The organism is Butyricicoccus sp. AM27-36 (genome assembly GCF_003480945.1).
In the GTDB taxonomy this organism is placed as follows: Bacteria; Bacillota; Clostridia; order Oscillospirales; family Butyricicoccaceae; genus Agathobaculum; species Agathobaculum butyriciproducens.
In genome coordinates this window covers 353869-371172 of record NZ_QUJR01000001.1, presented here as the reverse complement: position 1 = coordinate 371172, position 17304 = coordinate 353869, and the positions used below count along the sequence as shown (strand labels likewise).

Sequence of the window (17304 nt, the reverse complement as noted above, 5' to 3'; positions counted from 1 at the left end):
CTGAATGAGGGCGACTGCCTGCATGATTTTGTCGGTCCGCTCGGCAAGGCGAGCGAGCTTGAGGGTCTCAAGAAGGTCGCTGTTGTCGGCGGCGGTCTGGGCTGCGCTATCGCATATCCGCAGGCCAAGAAGCTGCATGAAATGGGCGCTGAGGTTGACCTGATCGCCGGTTTCCGAAGCAAGGACATCATCATCCTCGAGGACGAGATGAAGAACGCCTGCACCAACCTGCACATCGTCACCGACGACGGCTCGAACGGCCGCAAGGCACTGGTTACACAGGTGCTCAAGGAGCTGATCGACGCGGGCAACCAGTACGATGCTGTTATCGCCATCGGTCCGATGATCATGATGAAGTTTGTCTGTGAGACCACTCGTCCGTACGGCATTAAGACCATCGTTTCCATGAACACCATCATGGTTGACGGTACCGGTATGTGCGGCGGCTGCCGTCTTACCGTTGGCGGCGAGACCAAGTTCGCGTGCGTTGACGGCCCGGATTTTGACGGTCACCTCGTTGATTTTGACAGTGCAATGCGCCGCGGTGCCATGTACAAGGCACAGGAGCGCGCGGCGGTAGAGCGCCGCGAGGAGCATTGCAATCTGTTCAAGAAGGAGGTCAAGTAATCATGCCGAATATGAATCCGAAGAAGTGCCCGATGCCCGAGCAGGCGCCGGACGTCCGCAATAAGAACTTTGAAGAGGTAACGCTCGGCTACACCGCTGAAATGGCGATCGAGGAAGCACAGCGCTGCCTGAACTGCAAGAACAAGCCCTGCATGACCGGCTGTCCGGTACAGGTTAAGATTCCGGAGTTTATCGCTCTGGTTGCCGAGGGCAAGTTCCTCGAAGCGGCTGCCAAGATCAAGGAGACCTCCGCTCTGCCCGCTGTCTGCGGCCGTGTATGCCCGCAGGAGAGCCAGTGCGAGTGCCACTGTGTCCGCGGCATCAAGGGCGAGCCGGTAGCAATCGGCCGTCTGGAGCGTTTCGTTGCCGACTACGCGCGCGAAAACAGCACCGAGAAGGCAGTAAAGCCGGAATCCAACGGTCACAAGGTTGCCATCGTTGGTGCAGGCCCGGCCGGCCTGACCTGTGCAGGCGATCTGGCACGCATGTGCTACGAGGTTACTGTTTTCGAGGCGCTGCACACCGCCGGCGGCGTTCTGATGTACGGTATTCCGGAGTTCCGTCTGCCCAAGGCTATCGTGCAGAAGGAGATCGACACGCTGAAGGATCTGGGCGTTGAGTTCATTCTCAACTTTGTTGTAGGTCGTTCTGAGACCATTGACGAGCTGTTCGGTGACGGTTACGAGGCAATTTTCGTTGGCTCCGGTGCCGGTCTGCCGACCTTTATCGGTGTTCCGGGCGAGAACGCAAACGGCGTTTACTCCGCGAACGAATACCTGACCCGTATCAATCTGATGAAGGCGTACAAGGAAAACGCCGACACCCCGATCTACCATGCCAAGAAGGTCGCAGTAGTCGGCGGCGGCAACGTTGCAATGGATGCTGCCCGCTGTGCGAAGCGCATGGGCGCGGACGAGGTTTACATCGTATACCGCCGTTCCGAGAAGGAGCTTCCGGCTCGTCTCGAGGAGATTCACCACGCGAAGGAAGAGGGCGTTGTGTTTAAGTTCCTGACCGCGCCGCTCGAGGTGCTGTCTGACGAGAACTTCAACGTCACCGGCCTCAAGTGCCAGCAGATGGAGCTGGGCGAGCCTGACGCATCCGGCCGCCGCCGTCCGATTCCGGTCGAGGGCAGCGAGTTTGTGCTCGATCTGGACTGCGTCATCGCGGCGATTGGCACCAGCCCGAACCCGCTGATCCGTCACACGACTCCGGGTCTGGATACCAACCGCAAGGGCTGCATCGTGGCTGACGATGAGCACGGCATCACCTCCAAGGACGGCGTGTTCGCCGGCGGCGATGCTGTTACTGGCGCAGCTACCGTTATCCTCGCAATGGGCGCAGGCAAGCGCGCTGCGACTGCGATGGACGAGTACATTAAGAATAAGAACAAGTAATTTTTGCTTGCTTATGTGAAAAAGAACCTGTCTTACGGCAGGTTCTTTGAGACTGTCGAAAAACTTCGTTTTTCGAGCAGCCTCTCGCTCGAAACCACGCTTTCGAGCGAATACTGAAGAAAAACCGCGCCCTGCGGGCACATTTTTTCTTCCCTTGTATAAAAAGTCAGGTACACGCCCCAACTTTTTATGAATTTGCTCCGCAAATTCTATTTTATGCGTGCTGCCGCACGAAGCGTAAAAATTAAAATAATACTTTTTTGACAGACTGAAAGAACCTGTCTTACGACAGGTTCTTTTCTTATGCTCTAAAATAAATCGAGCATATTATCCAGATAGATTTCTTCTCTCACGCGCAGCTGATACGCCGGTTTTGTCATATAATGCAGCAAAAACTCGAGGATCAGCGCGCTTCCCAGTCCCCTGCCCTCAATCTTGAACTGTGAAAATCCCATCGGCAGATACGTCCGCCAAATAGCATCAACGCCGATGAACCCCGGATTTTCCATCGCCTTGGAGAACCGATAGCCGCCCTGTGCATTCGGTGCTTTGCACTGGTGCTCGCAGTCCTCGCCGAGATTTTTGCGGCTGACAACCTCGTAGCATTGCTTACGGTCACTGCACCCGAACCAGCAGCACTCATTGCACAAAAATTCCACCTTATCTTTGTGCACCTGCGACAAGGCGTTTAATTCCTCAAACCGCTTATTCAATCGAAAATCCGGCACGACATACCGAAATTCTTCCCTGTCCAACTCGCGCCGGAAATCCCCAAAATCGGTCAGCACCTTGGTCGTGGACGACACGAGGTACAGCGCCGGATACCGCGTCCGCAGGTAGTCGGTCAGCAGCTCAGAATGCACGATTACGCCGTTTTGCACGCTGTTTGCCTGCGAAAACAACTCGCATAGTGCATTGCATTTGCGGTCGGACAGGTGTTCCTCGCGCAGAAGCGAATTGCTGAATGTCAGCCGCGCGGAAATGCCGTATTCCTGCGCCAGAGCCAGCGCTTCGCGTACGCCGCACTCACCGAAACCCGCTCGTCCGCCTCCCCAGAGGCAGTCCGCCGGTGCGCCGTAAACGGACCCAATCTCACACCAGTCGTAAAACCAGTCATGATTTGCGCGGTATAGTGGCAGAAATGCGCGGTAAAACTCGTAAAATTCAAATAATCCGGGCAGATGATAGTATGCTTTGGCTGACACGGCCGCTCGCCTCCTTTGCTCCGTATAGCATACCACAAAACGCCGGAATACGCAAAAGAACCTGTCGATTGACAGGTTCTTTTCACTCAAACCCACGGAAATATCATGTGCACGCTGAACAAAGTTGCGGCTGCGCTCAGTGCGTTGGCGCACAGCGCGTAAGCGACCGGATGAGCCGTTTCCCGCCGGGTCTGCAGCCGTTTGCGGTAAATAACAGCCTCGATGATCCAAATCACAAGCTCCAGCGGCGCAAACACCAGATACCGGTAGAACGGCATACCAATCCACATGCAGGCCGCCGTTACGACAGTGAGCAGCAGCTGTGTGCCGATGTTGACAACGAGGAACAGCTTTGCGTTGCGCCTGTCCCAGAAGCCGAACGGCAGCAGCAGGATTCCCTCTATTAGCAGTGTCGGCAGCAGCGAGGACGCGAACTGTTTGAGATATGTCAGCAGCGGATTTCCGGTTTTTACCGTATTATCCGCAAAGTCACAGGTGAATATCTGCTGCAGTTGTGTACGCTTCATCACCTCAGAAAAGTTTACTTTCTGCTGAGAATCATCATAAACCGCAATCCGAAACGTGTCCGGCGTGCCGAAATAGCTGAACACAAACGTGTCCTTGTCCGGATGCTTGTAAAACAGCGGTGCAGGCGTGCCGTCCAGCATGGCATAGTGCCAGCCGTCCATGCGGTCGCGCTCCAGCGCATCCAGCGGCAGAGACGCACGGTCAATGTGGTTCCACTCTATATTGTCGATGCCGCGCTCGGGTATCTCGCCCGGAATGAGCAGGTCAACGTAGTAATCGCCGTCCGGCGCATTCTGCACCTGAATGGTGATCTGCGGTTTCGGACCCGAATCCGCGCTTGCGGAGACCGGCAGCACGGCCAGCAGGAACGCGGCTATGCAAAGGCAGGCTTTCCACTTTCGTTTCATGGCGGTCACCCTTTCTCGTATTTAGTTCTCCGTTCCACCGAGATACAGCGTATTCCCCTTCATTTCAACCTGTTCTCCGAGCAGTTCAAACAGCTTTGCCGGAACCCACGTCTTGCCATCAGCGAAATACGGCGCCGCGCCGAACGAAACCGGTGCTTCCGTGCCGTCGCCGTTCATCACCGAACGGATATAGGAATCCTCACCGATGTTTATATGCGTCATAACCTTGCCGTTGTTCATCTTCGCCTGACGGTTCTCTATGTCCCACGTCACGGTGTAGCCGAGGGCTTCGCCGACCTCACGGAGCGGCACCATAGCCACGCCGTTTTCCATGCGCCCTTTGTCGAGCGTCTTGTCCTTGCACACGATGTTAAACGCGTTCGTCTCATCGGCTTCTCCGGTGAAAGCATTCGGCACCCCGCCGAGATACAGCGCGTCCCCGCGCATCTCAATCTGCTCGCCGAGCAGGCCGAACAGCTCCGCCGGAACCCACGTTCTGCTCTGCGCGATATAGGGCGCGGCACCGAGTGCTCCCGGGCGGCTCATGCCGTCCGCGTCCGGCAGAGCGGTTGCGCGGAAATACTCGTCCTGACCGATGGTCACAGTCGTCTGCACCGTGCCGTTGGTGAGGTGCACCGCGCGGTCCCTGGCGTTCCACTTGACCGTAAAGCCGCACAGCTCGGCGGTCAGGCGCAGCGGAACCATGGCCACGCCGTTCGTCATGCGGCCTTCGCCTGCGACTATGTCGCCTTCAATGACAATGGCGAACGTATCGTCCTCAGAAGGCAGCAGCACGACCTTGTCCGTACCCGCCTGCGCCGGATAGCTCTCCAGAATCGTGTCATACCATGCAAAAAACCGGGTTCCCATGCGGATATCCTCAAGCTTTGCCTTGTTTTTCGTGCCGAACGGCGTAACAGACGCATTCCGCGCAATGTTCAGCATCAGCCCGCCGTCGCTTGCCTGCACGGTCAGACTGCCGTCCGCGTTCTTCTTCACCTGCTCGGCGGACAGCAGGCTTGCAGGCTCGTGTTCGTCGGTCAGATTGACCAGAATCGCCTTGGCATACACCTGCGGCGGCTCGGACAGTGCCATCATTTCCCCGCAGTAGAGGTACACCTCGTCACCCTTTTTGATATCCTGTGCGCCTGCCGGCAGACCGGTCTGCGTGTCCATGATGATCGTCTGCTCCGCAATATGCACCACAACTGTGCCTGCGGTTTCAGTGCTGACGGTCAGCTCGCCGTCCTGCCTGTCGGTTACTGTGGCGCGCACGCCGTACAGGTCAAGCTCCGCGTGCTCGGCAGAGTCGGTCGCTGCCGCGTCCGTGTCGATCAGGTTCACCGCTCCTGCGGGAATCGCGCTCATGCCGAACAGCACCGCTGCAAACAATGCCGCCATTCGTTTTTTCTCCATCATAATAACTACCTCCTTTTTATACCCAGTTAGACGATCCGAAAGCGGTTTTGTTCCCGGTTTTCTTTCGGTGAGTGCAACAAAAAACGTCCGCTCTGTTTAGTTGTTTTCCCTAAAAAAACGCAGGCAAAAGACATGACCGCTAAAGTCACGCTTTTGCCTGCATCCCTTATTTATTTCGTTCCAGAGAGGCTTCGTGTTCCGTCTCCATTTTGCTCAGCAGCTCCGCCGCCGGTCCTTCCGGATAGTCGGCTTTGCACGATTCCATTACCTGTGCAAACTCCTCCGAGCCGTCATGCCATGCGGCATCTGCCGAGGCAATCTGCCCGCAGATGAACTCTGCCACCGGTGTGCTGTCGTCCGACGATACCGTCTGATCGCCCATCAGCACCAGATACGCCAGAACAGTGTGCGGCGATTCCAGAAAACGGCTCCGCAGCTCCTCGCACGCGCCCTCACTCGGCCCGCCATCGGCGGTAAGTGTAAACGCGATCAGCCTGTCGAGCGCAACCGTGTCCCTATGCGCCATCACATACGCAGCGTCATCGCTGTTTATATCGGTGCTGACTGCCGTCCAGTCGGTCTTTGCCAGCTCGGACGCAACCGCCTGCGCGCAGGAATCCGCCGTCTGCGACACCTTTTCCCCACCGGCACCGCTGCATCCCGAAAGAAGAACAGACGCCATACATACCAATACCGCTGCTTTTTTCATAAAGATCCCCACCTTTTATTAAATTTTCAAGGCAATACCGCTTGCATTGTGCTGTACTGCCTTATTTACCTTTTATCAGTTGCCGTACTGCTTGAGCATACGCTCCTGCAGCTCCTTCGCGGCGTTGAAGCCCATCTTCTTCTGACGGTCATTCATCGCTGCAACCTCGATGATAACGGCAAGGTTACGGCCGGGCTTTACCGGAATGGTCAGGCTCGGAACCGCGATATCGAGGATGGAGGTCGTCTGGCTGTCCATGCCGAGACGGTCGTACTGTTTGCCGTCCTCCCACGGCTCGAGGTTGATAACAAGCTCAACCTTTTCGGTCATTTTAATCGCGCCGACACCGAAGATACGGCGAACATCAACAATGCCGATGCCGCGCAGCTCGATAAAGTGGCGGATAACCTCGGGCGCCGTACCGACGAGCGTCTTGTCGGATACACGCTTGATCTCAACCGCGTCGTCCGCGATCAGACGGTGACCGCGCTTTACCAGCTCGATCGCGGTCTCGGACTTGCCGACACCGGAGTCACCGAGCAGAAGCACACCTTCGCCGTAGATTTCGATGAGTACGCCGTGCAGTGTAACACGCGGTGCAAGATTGACCTTGAGGGAGGCGATGATCGCACTCATGATGGTAGAGGTAAACTCGTTGGTACGGAGGATCGGCACACCGTGCTCCTGTGCAGCCGCAAGGCACTCCGGAAATACGTCAATGTTGCGCGAGAGCAGCAGCACAGGGATGCCGGTCTCGAACAGACGGTCGAAACGGCTGCGGCGCTCCTCGCTCGACAGACCCTCTACATAACTGGACTCAACCTTGCCCATGATCTGGATACGGTTCGGATCGAAATAATCAAAAAATCCTGCCAGCTGCAAACCGGGACGGTTTACGTCGTCCTTGGTGATCTCGGTCTTTTCAAAGCCCTCCGGACCGTAAACGACCTCAAAATTAAATTCATGGATCAGATCGCCCAAGCTGACACCGAATTCTTTTAACTGCATAAGTATAATGCTCCCTTCCGCTGTGGCAGGTATTCTATATCCTCTTTACTCTGCTGTTTTATTACTGTATAATACATAAAGTAGATATAGATGTATTATACCCTATTTTCCTGTTATTTTCAACGATTTCCGCACGGACCGCAGGAAAACTTGAAATTTTCTCTTTTTCTGAAAAAAATGCTTGCATTCATTCTATACATGTGGTAATATAATATCTGCTATGCAATGCCCGAAAGAAGGAGGTGCAGGAAAATGGCAAAGTGCGATATTTGCAATAAGGGTGTGACCTTTGGTATTCAGGTTTCCCACTCTCACCGTCGTTCCAATCGAACCTGGAAGCCGAACGTTCGTCGCGTAAAGGCTATGGTCGATGGTACTCCCCGCCATATCAACGTATGTACTCGGTGCCTCCGTTCCGGCAAGGTTACCCGCGCTATCTGATTTTAACGATTTGTGCGTTTACGTTGAAATGCCAAAGCGCTCTGTTCGCAGAGCGCTTTTCTTTTACCCTTATAGTATGTAGGTGATTTCCATGAAAAAGGCGCTTCGTCCTGCCTTTACCGCCACGATACCCGTACTGTGCGGCTATCTGTTCATCGGTTTCGCATTCGGCGTTATGCTGCGCGATATCGGCTTCGGATCGATCTGGTCCTTCTTCTGCAGCCTGACCATCTACGCAGGCTCGGGACAGTATCTGCTTGTGTCGCTTCTGGCAGCCAAGGCATCCCTTGTTACCGTTGCTGTGATGACACTGCTGCTCAACTGCCGGCATATCTTCTACGGTCTGTCCTTTTTGGAGACTTTTCATGCGATGGGCCGCCGCAAGTGGTACATGATCTTCTCGCTGACCGATGAGACCTATTCCCTGCTGTGCTCGGTCAAGACGCCCGAGGGCATTGATGCAGGCGATATGCGCTTCTGGATCGCCATGCTGGATCACAGCTACTGGATCCTCGGCTCGGTGCTCGGCACGATCATTGGCGGCATACTGCCGTTTGACACCACCGGCATTGATTTTGCCATGACCTCGCTGTTCACGGTGATCTTTGTGGAGCAATGGCAGAGCACGAAGTGCCACATTCCCGCACTGATGGGGCTGGCTGCGGCAGCTGTGTCGCTCGCCATCCTCGGGCCGGACAATTTCATCCTGCCCGCCATGCTCGCAATCTGCGTCATGCTGGTCGCTATGCGCGGCCGTCTGGCAAAGGAGGTCGCCTGATATGACAACGACATACGCTATCGCCATGATTGCCGTGGCAGCCGTCTGCACATTTGCAACACGCGTCGCGCCGTTCCTGCTGTTCAACGGCTCCAAGCCCATCCCGCCGATCATCCGATACCTCGGCTCTACCCTGCCACCCGCAGTCATCGCGCTGCTGGTCGTGTACTGCCTCAAGAACGTCGGCTGGGTGACGGGTACGCATGGTATTCCCGAGCTGCTGTGCATTGCCATCACAGCGCTGCTGCACATCTGGAAGCATAATAACCTGCTGTCCATCGGCGTCGGCACGGTACTTTACATGGTGCTGGTGCAAAATGTGTTCGTTTAATCCATACGCAGGGGCGGACCGGTGTGTCCGCCCTTTTCTTAAGGCAACACCGCACAATTAAGACTGCGGTGCTTTGCGGAAATCACTCTTGTTCAATTATGCGGTATTGCCTTAATAGCGATGCACAGGGTTTTACAATTATTTTCGATAACTTTGCAAAAAGCTGTTGACAATTCGCGCTTCGCATGCTATTATATATAAGTCGCTGAGACAGACGGCTTGACAAAACGCTGGTGTAGCTCAGTTGGTAGAGCAGCTGATTTGTAATCAGCAGGTCGGGGGTTCAAGTCCGTCCACCAGCTCCAATCAAGCTGGTAATCGAATATGGAAGGTTTCCCGAGTGGCCAAAGGGAACAGACTGTAAATCTGTCGTCTATGACTTCGGTGGTTCGAATCCACCACCTTCCACCAAAACAGAAGGACATTCCAAAAGGAATGTCCTTTTTCTGTTTTGGCGGAAGGTGGTTGTGGATTCGAAAGCCGGCTCTTGGAAACGTGCCGGTGGCACGTTTCAACCGGCGTGGCTTTGCCGCAGCAAAGCGAATCCACCACCGGACGGGCAGGCACGCGTGTGGCAGTGCGACCATGGGCGGCAATAGCCAATCATGGCAGGCGCACGCCCAATCCGAAGGGAAGAACAGGTTGTTCGATAGCGAAATCAACCCGCACAGGCGTTTGTAACGATATATTGCCATTTGCGACGTTATCCCTTAGGGGCGCACACACCCACCGCAGTGGGCGTCCAGCGAGCAACCGCCGTAGGCGGCTCTTAGCGAGTCGGGGTGTGCGCCCGCATACCAATACCAAGCAACGACAACGTGCAATTTGGGCGAACAATGTTCGCCCCTACGGTTCAGCCGGTGCAGATGAATTTACAAACGGTGTGCCGAGGTCGTACCCTAAGGCACCTTCTCTTGTGGCTTTCACCGCAGTAAAAGCGAATCCACCACCGGACGGGCAGGCACGCGTGTAGCAGTGCGACCATGGGCGGCAATAGCCAATCCCGGCAGGCACGCGCCCAATCCGAAAGCCAAACAAGCGCTCCGGTTTCATCACTTGACAAAACCGGAGCGTCCGTTTATAATACTGCTATGAGAACGGCTTTCACTGCCAGGTGCGGTCGTTCCCCGTTGCAAGTTTAGAGCTTGAGGAAAACGCCGCTGCCTTTTTAGGTGGCGGTTATTTCTTGAGGTTCAAAATACCGAAGACAACCGTCGCAAGCAGCATCAGAAGCGTAAGTACCTCCATTGTTGTCATGCGCGTCACCCCCTTAATGCAGGGGAATAACCTCGCCGTTCCATATCAGCAGCTTCATTATAGCATACATGGTTTCATACTGTCAATAAACCGCTCTTCGGGGCGGCTTTTGTGCATTTACCTCGTATTTCAATCACATAAACCCCAAAACAGGCACACCTCTCGGTGTGCCTGTTTTCCGTATATTACTCTCTATCCATCCTGCGACCCGCTGTCTCCTACCACAGAATCAGCAGATCGGATATTGTACTTGCCGCGATGATGGCGAGCCAGCAGACAAGCGGTGCTGCCCACTCTGCCCTTCCCTCGCCTGTCGGCGCGAGCTTGGGACACGCTCTCATCAGCAGCTTTGCCGCCGCGAAGCCGAGTGCGCCGCCCAGGGTATTCAGCAGCAGATCATCCACTGAGGTGACGCCGCCCGCGACCAGCTGTATCAGTTCAATGCTGAGCGAGGTGCCGAAGCACCACCGGATGGTGCGTCCTGCCCGCTCGAACCACCGCCAGAACAGCGGCAGGAACAGCCCGAGCGGAAACAGCAGCGCGATATTTCCGGCAATGTTCACGAACGGACCCAGTCCGACCGCGTTTTTGTCCGTCAGCACGGAAATCATATCCGCAAACGGAATCAGCTCCAGCCTTGGCTGCGGCAGATGGCCAACGAGCAGCTGCGCCAGTGAAGGACCGGTGAACAGTCCCACGCCTGCAAGGTACACCAGCAGAAGCAGCGTGCCGATGATACCGCGCTTTCTCATCCGAGGGGCACTTCCGTTGTATAGGCAACATCACCGTCCTGTGCAGACTCGACGCCGTTTTCCGCGTCCTTCTCGGCCTGTGCACGGTATTTCTCGATGATATCCTTCGGATAATCCTCTTCGATATAGCCTGCGCTTGCGTTCCACTCATCGCCCTTTTCGTCCGTGTAGGTCACGGATACGTTGCTGCGGGCAAACTGCTGCATAATGCCATACGCCATCGCATCGCTGCCGTACAGATTCATTGCGTCAATGTTGACCGCATTCTTGAGCAGCGCGTCGATGTCTGCTCTATCGGTCACCTGCACGCCCTGCCAGAAGTCTTTATCCGGCAGATAGATGCTCAGTGTAATCAGCTTTACGTTCTTCGCGCTGACAGCCTTGGGAACGATATTGGCGTACTTTTTGATGAGTGCAAGCGTCTTTACGTCCTTGTCGGTCACGCATACCGCACCCTCGCTGTAATAATCGTCGTTGTTCTGCTGCGAGAATTCCATGCGCAGCACCGGCATTGCGTCTCCGGTGCGGGTCAGTGTCTCTGCCTTGAGCGTGTCAATGATCTCCTGCGCCTTCTGCGAGTCGCTGAGTGTGCCGACGCCGTTGTAGCCGTCACCGTTGGTGTAGAAAACAATGTTGCGGTGATAACCCTCGTTGACCTCGCCGAGCGCAAACAGCGACCACGCCTTCTGCTTGTACTCTGCGGACTGGTAAATCTGCTTTTTGAGCGTGAACACTTCGTCTGTGGCCGGCAGCTCATACGAACGGCTCTTCACCTTGCCGTTCTTCAGCTTGAAGGTGACGGTGATGCACTCCTTCTGTGCATTTTCATCCGTATTATTCAGGCTTTCCACGCCGAGCGCCGCCAGCTGCCGCGCTGCCGCGATGTTTTCCGGCTCACTGAGCAGTGCCGATTCACCGACGTAACCCATCGGCGCTGCCGCTGCAATGCTGCCCTCATCCGGCAGCCACTTGTCGTAGCCGAACACGTCGGACTGCATGGTCAGCAGACCTGCACACAGCACTGCAAGGATGATAACCAGCTGCAGCGGCTTGCGGAAGATGGCGCGGAAGTCGAACGCATAAATAATCTCCACCACGCAGTGGAAGATGACCGTGCCGAGCACCAGACCGACCCAGAACCACAGCTCGGATTCGTAGACCAGCATTTTGAAAATCTCGGCGAACGCCGTACCCATAACCACGCAGATAATAATCTTGACGGGCAGCTTGATCGGGTTGAATGCCAGTGCCGTGCCCGCCCGCTCGCTCTTGCGGATGCGGAACAGGAACAGCGCCAGTGCGGTGATAACGATCGCCGCAACCGCATAGCCGATCAGCAGACCGATAGCACTCGACTCCTGCAGTCCGGCGGCGTAATCCATCGTATAGACAGGCTCCACTGCCCAGCTATGCATTTTCGTGCCGTTTACGCCGAAATACTGAATCAGCGGTGCAAATTTGCTGCAGAACAGCAGCGAAATCATGGAGGCATCCGTCACATAGGTCTGGAAGAACATGCTCTTGAGACCCTGCCACAGTGCGGTTACGAGCGTCGGTCCGAAGTACACCCACAGACCGAGCAGCAGCGTGATGACCGTGTTGCCGCACAGGATGGTCGTAACAGCCGCCATCGCGTACAGCAGGAAGAAGAAAATGACGTTGGACGCGATCACGCCGATGAGCGATGCGTTGACTACCTCACCGAAGCCCATCGCGCACGTGCAGACGATGCTCAGCGCATGCAGCACGAGGTACGGCACCAGCGCGCACAGCGCACCGGTCGCGTAGTTTACCGCAAACAGACGGCTGCGCGAAATCGGCAGGCTGTGATAGAAATCCACCTTGCGGCGATTGTGCAGGTACGCGAACATGCTCACACCGCAGGTGACCGCCAGAATGATGACGGCCAGCTTGACAAACATATTCTGTCCGCCGAGCATCTCACCGACACTCTCCACATAGCCTTGCCAGCTTGCCGCGGCATCTGCCGCACTCAGATTGGCCAGATCCTGCTTATGTTCCGACAGGCTGTGCTGCGCCGTCATAATCACCGGCAGCAGCTGCGCCATAAAGAATCCCACCGTGGACAGCACGATGGCCCACAGATTGCGTTTCATGCAATCCCGCACGAGACCCTTAGAACAGGAGTTTCTTGACATCATAGCCTGCCACCTCCGTTTCATTGATAAAGATTTCCTCCAGCGTCAGCGGGAGCAGCTCGCAGAAGGTCGGGTTCAGCGCGTTCACCCTGGCGAGCAGCTCTTCCCGGCTGCCGCGCGCCGTAATAGTGTACAGCGAGCCGCGCTGCTCCTTGTGCAGAATGTCAAAGCCTTCCCACGCGGAATCCGGCAGCGGATTCGGGAAAATGCACTGCATTTTGTACATGCCGAGCTTCATGTCGTCCAGATCGCGTGAGAACAGGATGCCGCCGCGATGCAGCAGACCGACATGGTCGCAGATGTCCTCCAGCTCACGCAGGTTGTGCGAGGCGATGATAGGCGTCAGACCTCTGTCCGCTACATCCTCGGCAAACAGGCTCTTTACCGTCTGGCGAACGACCGGGTCGAGACCGTCGAACGTCTCATCGCAGAATAAGTAGTCCGTGCCGCTGCATACGCCGCAGATGACCGAAACCTGCTTTTTCATGCCCTTGGAGAACGTCCGCAGCTTGCGGTTTTCGTCCAGACCGAAGCCGTTCATCAGCTTGCGGTAGCGCGCTTCATCGAATTTGCTGTAAAAGCGCTTGTAGTAGTTTTTCATTTCCTTCGGCGTGCTGTTCGGGAAAAAGAACTGCTCATCCGAGATGAAGAAAAACCGTTCCTTCATTGCAATGTTCTCGAAAATGTCCGCTCCGTCGATCTGCACCGTGCCCTCATCCGGCTGCAAAATGCCGGCCAGCATGCGCAGGAACGTGGACTTGCCCGCGCCGTTCGAGCCGATCAGGCCGTAGACCGAACCGTCCTTGACTTCCGCGCAGATGTGATCGACCGCCGTGATGTCCTCAAACCGCTTGGTCGCGTTGGTTGCCGTAATCATGTTCTGCTCTCTCCTTTCCTCTCTACCCAGCCGCGCATCTGTTCCTCGGTCGCCCCGAGCGAACGCGCCTGACCGGCCAGTGCGGTAATCTGCTCACCCAGTTCGTTAAGCCTCTGTGAACGCAGCACCGCTGCATTGTCCGATATAAAATTTCCCCGTCCTTTTGCGGCGTAGATCACACCGCGGCGTTCCAGCTCTCCGTAAGCGCGCTGTATTGTGTTCGGGTTGATCGACAGTTCCATCGCAAGCTGCCGTACACTGGGCAGCTGGGTGTCCGCCGGCAGTGCCCCACGCAAAGCCAGTCCCTCAATGCCGTCCACCACCTGTTCATAGATGGGTCGGGCATCCCGATAGTCGATTTTAATCACCTGACGCGCCTCCTTTCCTTTTGTTGATTTGAGAGTGTATCAACTGTACTGTGTGTTTTAGTACAGTTAGAATATAACATGAACCAGACGGTATGTCAAGCATAATTTGTAGTTAGGCGTTAACGTGATAGAGGGCCTTACCGTAGGGTGCGCCGACCCCGGCGCACCGTGTAAACCGTCTGCACATGCGTAACCGTAGGGGCGAACATTGTTCGCCCGCAGCGCGACCGGAGCCTGCGCAAGGAGCGGCCGCACACCCGTTTAACCACAACGAGGGAGCACACTGTGCTCCCCTACGAGATAAATGTTGCCGATGAATTTACAAACGGTGCGCCGAGGTCGTCGCACCCTACGGTAATGTTTGTGCAGTTATTTGTCGGTATGAACATGATTTATCGTTGCAAAGGAAAAGGGCGCACAATGTGCGCCCTGCGGAGAACCATCCCTTCACGGTCATTCTCCATTTTCCATTTTCAATTCTCTATTATTTCCATTTCCACTCGCGGACTTCCGGCATATCCTCACCGTACTCGGTGATATACTGCTGATGCTGCACCAGCTTATCGCTCATCTTCTGATAGAGGTACGCGCCGCGGTTGCCAAGCTGCGGCAGGCGCAGCAGAACGTCCTTGACGAGATGGAAGCGGTCGATATCATTCTGCACGCGCATATCGAACGGCGTGGTGATGGTGCCCTCCTCCCTGTAGCCGCGAACGTGCAGGTTGCGGTTATGACGGCGGTAGGTCAGCTCATGGACGAGCGTCGGGTAGCCGTGGAAGGCGAAGATGATCGGCTTATCCTTGGTGAACAGCATGTCGTACTCGGCGTCGGACAGGCCGTGCGGATGTTCCCGCTCAGGCTGCAGCTTCATCAGGTCAACCACGTTGACAACGCGAACCTTGAGTTCGGGCAGCTCTTCCCGCAGGATGGATACGGCAGCCAGCGTTTCGAGCGTCGGCGTCTCGCCGCAGCACGCCATAACAACGTCCGGCTCTGCGCCCTGATCGTTGGACGCCCACTCCCAGATACCGATGCCCTGGGTGCAGTGCTGCACAGCCTGCTCCATGGTCAGCCACTGCGGACGCGGATGCTTGGAAGCCACGATGACGTTGACATAGTTGCGGCTCTTGATGCAGTGATCGAAGCAGCTGAGCAGGCAGTTTGCATCGGGCGGCAGGTACAGACGGACAACATCCGCCTTTTTGTTGGCGATGTGGTCAAGGAAGCCCGGGTCCTGATGGGTAAAGCCGTTGTGATCCTGCTGCCATACGTTGGAAGCCAGAATCAGGTTGAGCGACGCGATCGGCTGACGCCACGGCAGACCGTTGCAGACCTTGAGCCACTTGGCGTGCTGTGCCGCCATCGAGTCGATAATGCGGATGAATGCCTCATAGCTTGCGAAAAAGCCGTGACGTCCGGTCAGCAGATAGCCCTCAAGCCAGCCCTCGCACATGTGCTCGGACAGCATGCCGTCCATCACACGGCCGCTTGCGGACAGGAATTCATCGGTGTCCAGACGCTCGGCGTTCCACTCGCGGTCGGTGACCTCGAAGATGTGGCTCAGGCGGTTGGACATGGTCTCGTCCGGGCCAAATACGCGGAAGTTGCGGCTGTCCATGTTCAGCTTGATGACATCGCGGACATAAGCGCCAAGCTCGATCATATCCTGACCCTCAACACTGCCCGGAGCCGGAACATTCAGTCCGTAATCGCGGAAATCCGGCAGGCGCAGCTGGTGCATGAGCAGACCGCCGTTGGCGTGCGGGTTTGCGCCGATGCGGTGCTCGCCGGTCGGCGCCAGTGCCTTGAGTTCGGGAATCAGCTTGCCGTTTTCGTCGAACAGCTCCTCCGGATGGTAGCTGCGCAGCCACTGCTCGAGCATGGGCAGGTGCTCCGGGCTGTCCATCATCAGCGGCACCTGGTGCGCGCGGAAGCTGCCCTCGATCTGCTTGCCGTCCACGTTCTTCGGGCCGGTCCAGCCCTTCGGGGTGCGCAGCACGATCATCGGGTAGATCGGACGGGTCGTGTCGCCGGTCTCGCGCGCGTGCTTGCGGATGGCGAGGATTTCCTCGGTTACGGTGTCGAGCGTGTCCGCCAGTGCGCGGTGTACCTTCATCGGCTCATCGCCCTCGACGAAATACGGCTTCCAGCCGCAGCCCTCGAGCATTTTGCGCAGCTCCTCTTCGGGAATGCGCGACAGCACGGTCGGGTTGGAGATCTTGTAGCCGTTCAGATGCAGGATCGGCAGAACAACGCCGTCCGTCACCGGATTGAGGAACTTGTTGCCGTGCCACGAGGTTGCCAGCGGGCCGGTCTCCGCCTCGCCGTCACCGACAACTACGGTTGCGATCAGATCGGGGTTATCCAGCACCGCACCAAAGCCGTGCGCCAGAGAATAACCCAGTTCACCGCCCTCGTGGATGGAGCCGGGGGTCTCCGGGGCAACGTGGCTGGCAATGCCGCCCGGGAACGAGAACTGCTTGAACAGGCGCTTCATGCCCTCGGTGTCCTCGCTGATGTTCGGGTAAACCTCGCTGTAGGTGCCCTCGAGATAGGTGTTCGCCACAAAGAAGTTGCCGCCGTGACCCGGACCGGACAGCAGGATCATATCCAGATCATACTGCTTGATGATGCGGTTCAGGTGAACGTAAATCAGATTCTGACCGGGCACCGTGCCCCAGTGGCCGACGATCTTCTTCTTGATATGCTCAGGCTTCAGCGGCTCCTTGAGGAGCGGGTTGTCGAGCAGGTAAAGCTGACCGGCTGCAAGATAATTTGCCGCCCGCCAGTATGCGTCCATTTTGTTCAGCATTTCGTCGTTGATGTGTGCTGCCATAGCGTAATGCTTCCTTTCTGCGGTTGACTGTATGCTTGGGTTTTATTATTCTATCCGTTTTACGGCAAATAATGCGATAAAACGTCCACCTGTTTTTTCATTCCTTATCACGCTGAGATAATAGCACATCGTTATTTATTTGTCAATATAATATCTTGCCATGAGAGCAGAGCGTTATACAAGGCAGGTGTAATTGAAAATTGAA

15 protein-coding genes and 2 tRNA genes are annotated in these 17304 nt (G+C 56.1%); 7 read left to right on the top strand and 10 right to left on the bottom strand.

The features are described from left to right. Both DW724_RS01750 and gltA read left to right on the top strand, forming a co-directional pair. Window positions 1-627 (top strand): sulfide/dihydroorotate dehydrogenase-like FAD/NAD-binding protein (locus DW724_RS01750; protein WP_147358633.1); only part of this gene is annotated, 627 nt, incomplete at its 5' end. A 2-nt stretch (window positions 628-629) separates the two neighbouring features. Next, entirely contained in the window at window positions 630-2024 is a 1395-nt protein-coding gene (gene gltA, locus DW724_RS01745) for an NADPH-dependent glutamate synthase (protein ID WP_118760449.1), read from the top strand. Window positions 2025-2332: 308 nt separating this feature from the next. Here gltA and DW724_RS01740 read toward each other — a convergent pair whose 3' ends face one another. The 5 genes from DW724_RS01740 to hprK form a co-directional block, all read right to left on the bottom strand. Next, window positions 2333-3229: a hypothetical protein gene (locus DW724_RS01740; RefSeq protein WP_118760448.1), complete on the bottom strand. Its 897-nt coding sequence runs from the start codon at window positions 3227-3229 to the stop codon at window positions 2333-2335. Window positions 3230-3315: 86 nt separating this feature from the next. After that, window positions 3316-4164 carry a hypothetical protein gene (locus DW724_RS01735; protein WP_118760447.1) on the bottom strand — a complete coding sequence of 283 codons (849 nt, stop codon included), beginning with the start codon at window positions 4162-4164 and terminating at the stop codon, window positions 3316-3318. Between the two features lie 21 nt (window positions 4165-4185). Beyond that, entirely contained in the window at window positions 4186-5583 is a 1398-nt protein-coding gene (locus tag DW724_RS01730) for a stalk domain-containing protein (RefSeq protein WP_118760446.1), read from the bottom strand. A gap of 166 nt (window positions 5584-5749) precedes the next feature. Beyond that, window positions 5750-6292, bottom strand: a complete 543-nt coding sequence (locus tag DW724_RS01725) for a hypothetical protein (protein ID WP_118760445.1) — start codon at window positions 6290-6292, stop codon at window positions 5750-5752. Window positions 6293-6367: 75 nt separating this feature from the next. After that, window positions 6368-7300 (bottom strand): HPr(Ser) kinase/phosphatase, encoded by a 933-nt coding sequence (hprK, locus tag DW724_RS01720; RefSeq protein WP_117492289.1) that lies wholly within the window; start codon window positions 7298-7300, stop codon window positions 6368-6370. A 252-nt stretch (window positions 7301-7552) separates the two neighbouring features. On the opposite strand from hprK, the gene rpmB reads away from it, so the two are divergent. From rpmB to DW724_RS01695, 5 genes are all read left to right on the top strand, one after another. Beyond that, window positions 7553-7741 carry a 50S ribosomal protein L28 gene (rpmB, locus tag DW724_RS01715; RefSeq protein ID WP_110436524.1) on the top strand — a complete coding sequence of 63 codons (189 nt, stop codon included), beginning with the start codon at window positions 7553-7555 and terminating at the stop codon, window positions 7739-7741. A 91-nt stretch (window positions 7742-7832) separates the two neighbouring features. Then, window positions 7833-8519 (top strand): AzlC family ABC transporter permease, encoded by a 687-nt coding sequence (locus DW724_RS01710; RefSeq protein ID WP_118760444.1) that lies wholly within the window; start codon window positions 7833-7835, stop codon window positions 8517-8519. Between the two features lies 1 nt (window position 8520). Further along, window positions 8521-8850 carry a branched-chain amino acid transporter permease gene (locus DW724_RS01705; RefSeq protein ID WP_117492285.1) on the top strand — a complete coding sequence of 110 codons (330 nt, stop codon included), beginning with the start codon at window positions 8521-8523 and terminating at the stop codon, window positions 8848-8850. A gap of 229 nt (window positions 8851-9079) precedes the next feature. Continuing rightward, window positions 9080-9155, top strand: a tRNA-Thr gene (locus tag DW724_RS01700). A 21-nt stretch (window positions 9156-9176) separates the two neighbouring features. Continuing rightward, window positions 9177-9261: transfer RNA gene (locus DW724_RS01695), tRNA-Tyr, on the top strand. Window positions 9262-10325: 1064 nt separating this feature from the next. Here DW724_RS01695 and DW724_RS01690 read toward each other — a convergent pair. The 5 genes from DW724_RS01690 to DW724_RS01670 form a co-directional block, all read right to left on the bottom strand. Next, window positions 10326-10859: a VanZ family protein gene (locus DW724_RS01690; protein ID WP_118760443.1), complete on the bottom strand. Its 534-nt coding sequence runs from the start codon at window positions 10857-10859 to the stop codon at window positions 10326-10328. Next, entirely contained in the window at window positions 10856-13021 is a 2166-nt protein-coding gene (locus DW724_RS01685) for a DUF6449 domain-containing protein (protein ID WP_118760442.1), read from the bottom strand. Before DW724_RS01685 ends, DW724_RS01690 begins: the two co-directional genes overlap by 4 nt. Next, a complete protein-coding gene (locus tag DW724_RS01680) occupies window positions 12996-13895 on the bottom strand; it encodes an ABC transporter ATP-binding protein (protein WP_118760441.1) in 900 nt (299 codons plus the stop codon). The genes DW724_RS01685 and DW724_RS01680 overlap by 26 nt, the downstream gene beginning before the upstream one ends. Continuing rightward, window positions 13892-14263 (bottom strand): GntR family transcriptional regulator, encoded by a 372-nt coding sequence (locus tag DW724_RS01675; RefSeq protein ID WP_118729325.1) that lies wholly within the window; start codon window positions 14261-14263, stop codon window positions 13892-13894. Before DW724_RS01675 ends, DW724_RS01680 begins: the two co-directional genes overlap by 4 nt. 484 nt (window positions 14264-14747) lie before the next feature. Further along, window positions 14748-17099 (bottom strand): phosphoketolase family protein, encoded by a 2352-nt coding sequence (locus DW724_RS01670; RefSeq protein WP_118760440.1) that lies wholly within the window; start codon window positions 17097-17099, stop codon window positions 14748-14750. Window positions 17100-17304: the final 205 nt, after the last annotated feature.

What these genes read in the sequence shown, in the direction of transcription:
- gltA (WP_118760449.1), top strand. Translation starts at nt 630, where the DNA reads ATGCCGAATATGAATCCGAAGAAGTGCCCGATGCCCGAGCAGGCGCCG.
- DW724_RS01735 (WP_118760447.1), bottom strand. Translation starts at nt 4,164, where the DNA reads ATGAAACGAAAGTGGAAAGCCTGCCTTTGCATAGCCGCGTTCCTGCTG.
- DW724_RS01730 (WP_118760446.1), bottom strand. Translation starts at nt 5,583, where the DNA reads ATGATGGAGAAAAAACGAATGGCGGCATTGTTTGCAGCGGTGCTGTTC.
- DW724_RS01725 (WP_118760445.1), bottom strand. Translation starts at nt 6,292, where the DNA reads ATGAAAAAAGCAGCGGTATTGGTATGTATGGCGTCTGTTCTTCTTTCG.
- hprK (WP_117492289.1), bottom strand. Translation starts at nt 7,300, where the DNA reads ATGCAGTTAAAAGAATTCGGTGTCAGCTTGGGCGATCTGATCCATGAA.
- rpmB (WP_110436524.1), top strand. Translation starts at nt 7,553, where the DNA reads ATGGCAAAGTGCGATATTTGCAATAAGGGTGTGACCTTTGGTATTCAG.
- DW724_RS01710 (WP_118760444.1), top strand. Translation starts at nt 7,833, where the DNA reads ATGAAAAAGGCGCTTCGTCCTGCCTTTACCGCCACGATACCCGTACTG.
- DW724_RS01705 (WP_117492285.1), top strand. Translation starts at nt 8,521, where the DNA reads ATGACAACGACATACGCTATCGCCATGATTGCCGTGGCAGCCGTCTGC.
- DW724_RS01690 (WP_118760443.1), bottom strand. Translation starts at nt 10,859, where the DNA reads ATGAGAAAGCGCGGTATCATCGGCACGCTGCTTCTGCTGGTGTACCTT.
- DW724_RS01685 (WP_118760442.1), bottom strand. Translation starts at nt 13,021, where the DNA reads ATGATGTCAAGAAACTCCTGTTCTAAGGGTCTCGTGCGGGATTGCATG.
- DW724_RS01680 (WP_118760441.1), bottom strand. Translation starts at nt 13,895, where the DNA reads ATGATTACGGCAACCAACGCGACCAAGCGGTTTGAGGACATCACGGCG.
- DW724_RS01670 (WP_118760440.1), bottom strand. Translation starts at nt 17,099, where the DNA reads ATGGCAGCACACATCAACGACGAAATGCTGAACAAAATGGACGCATAC.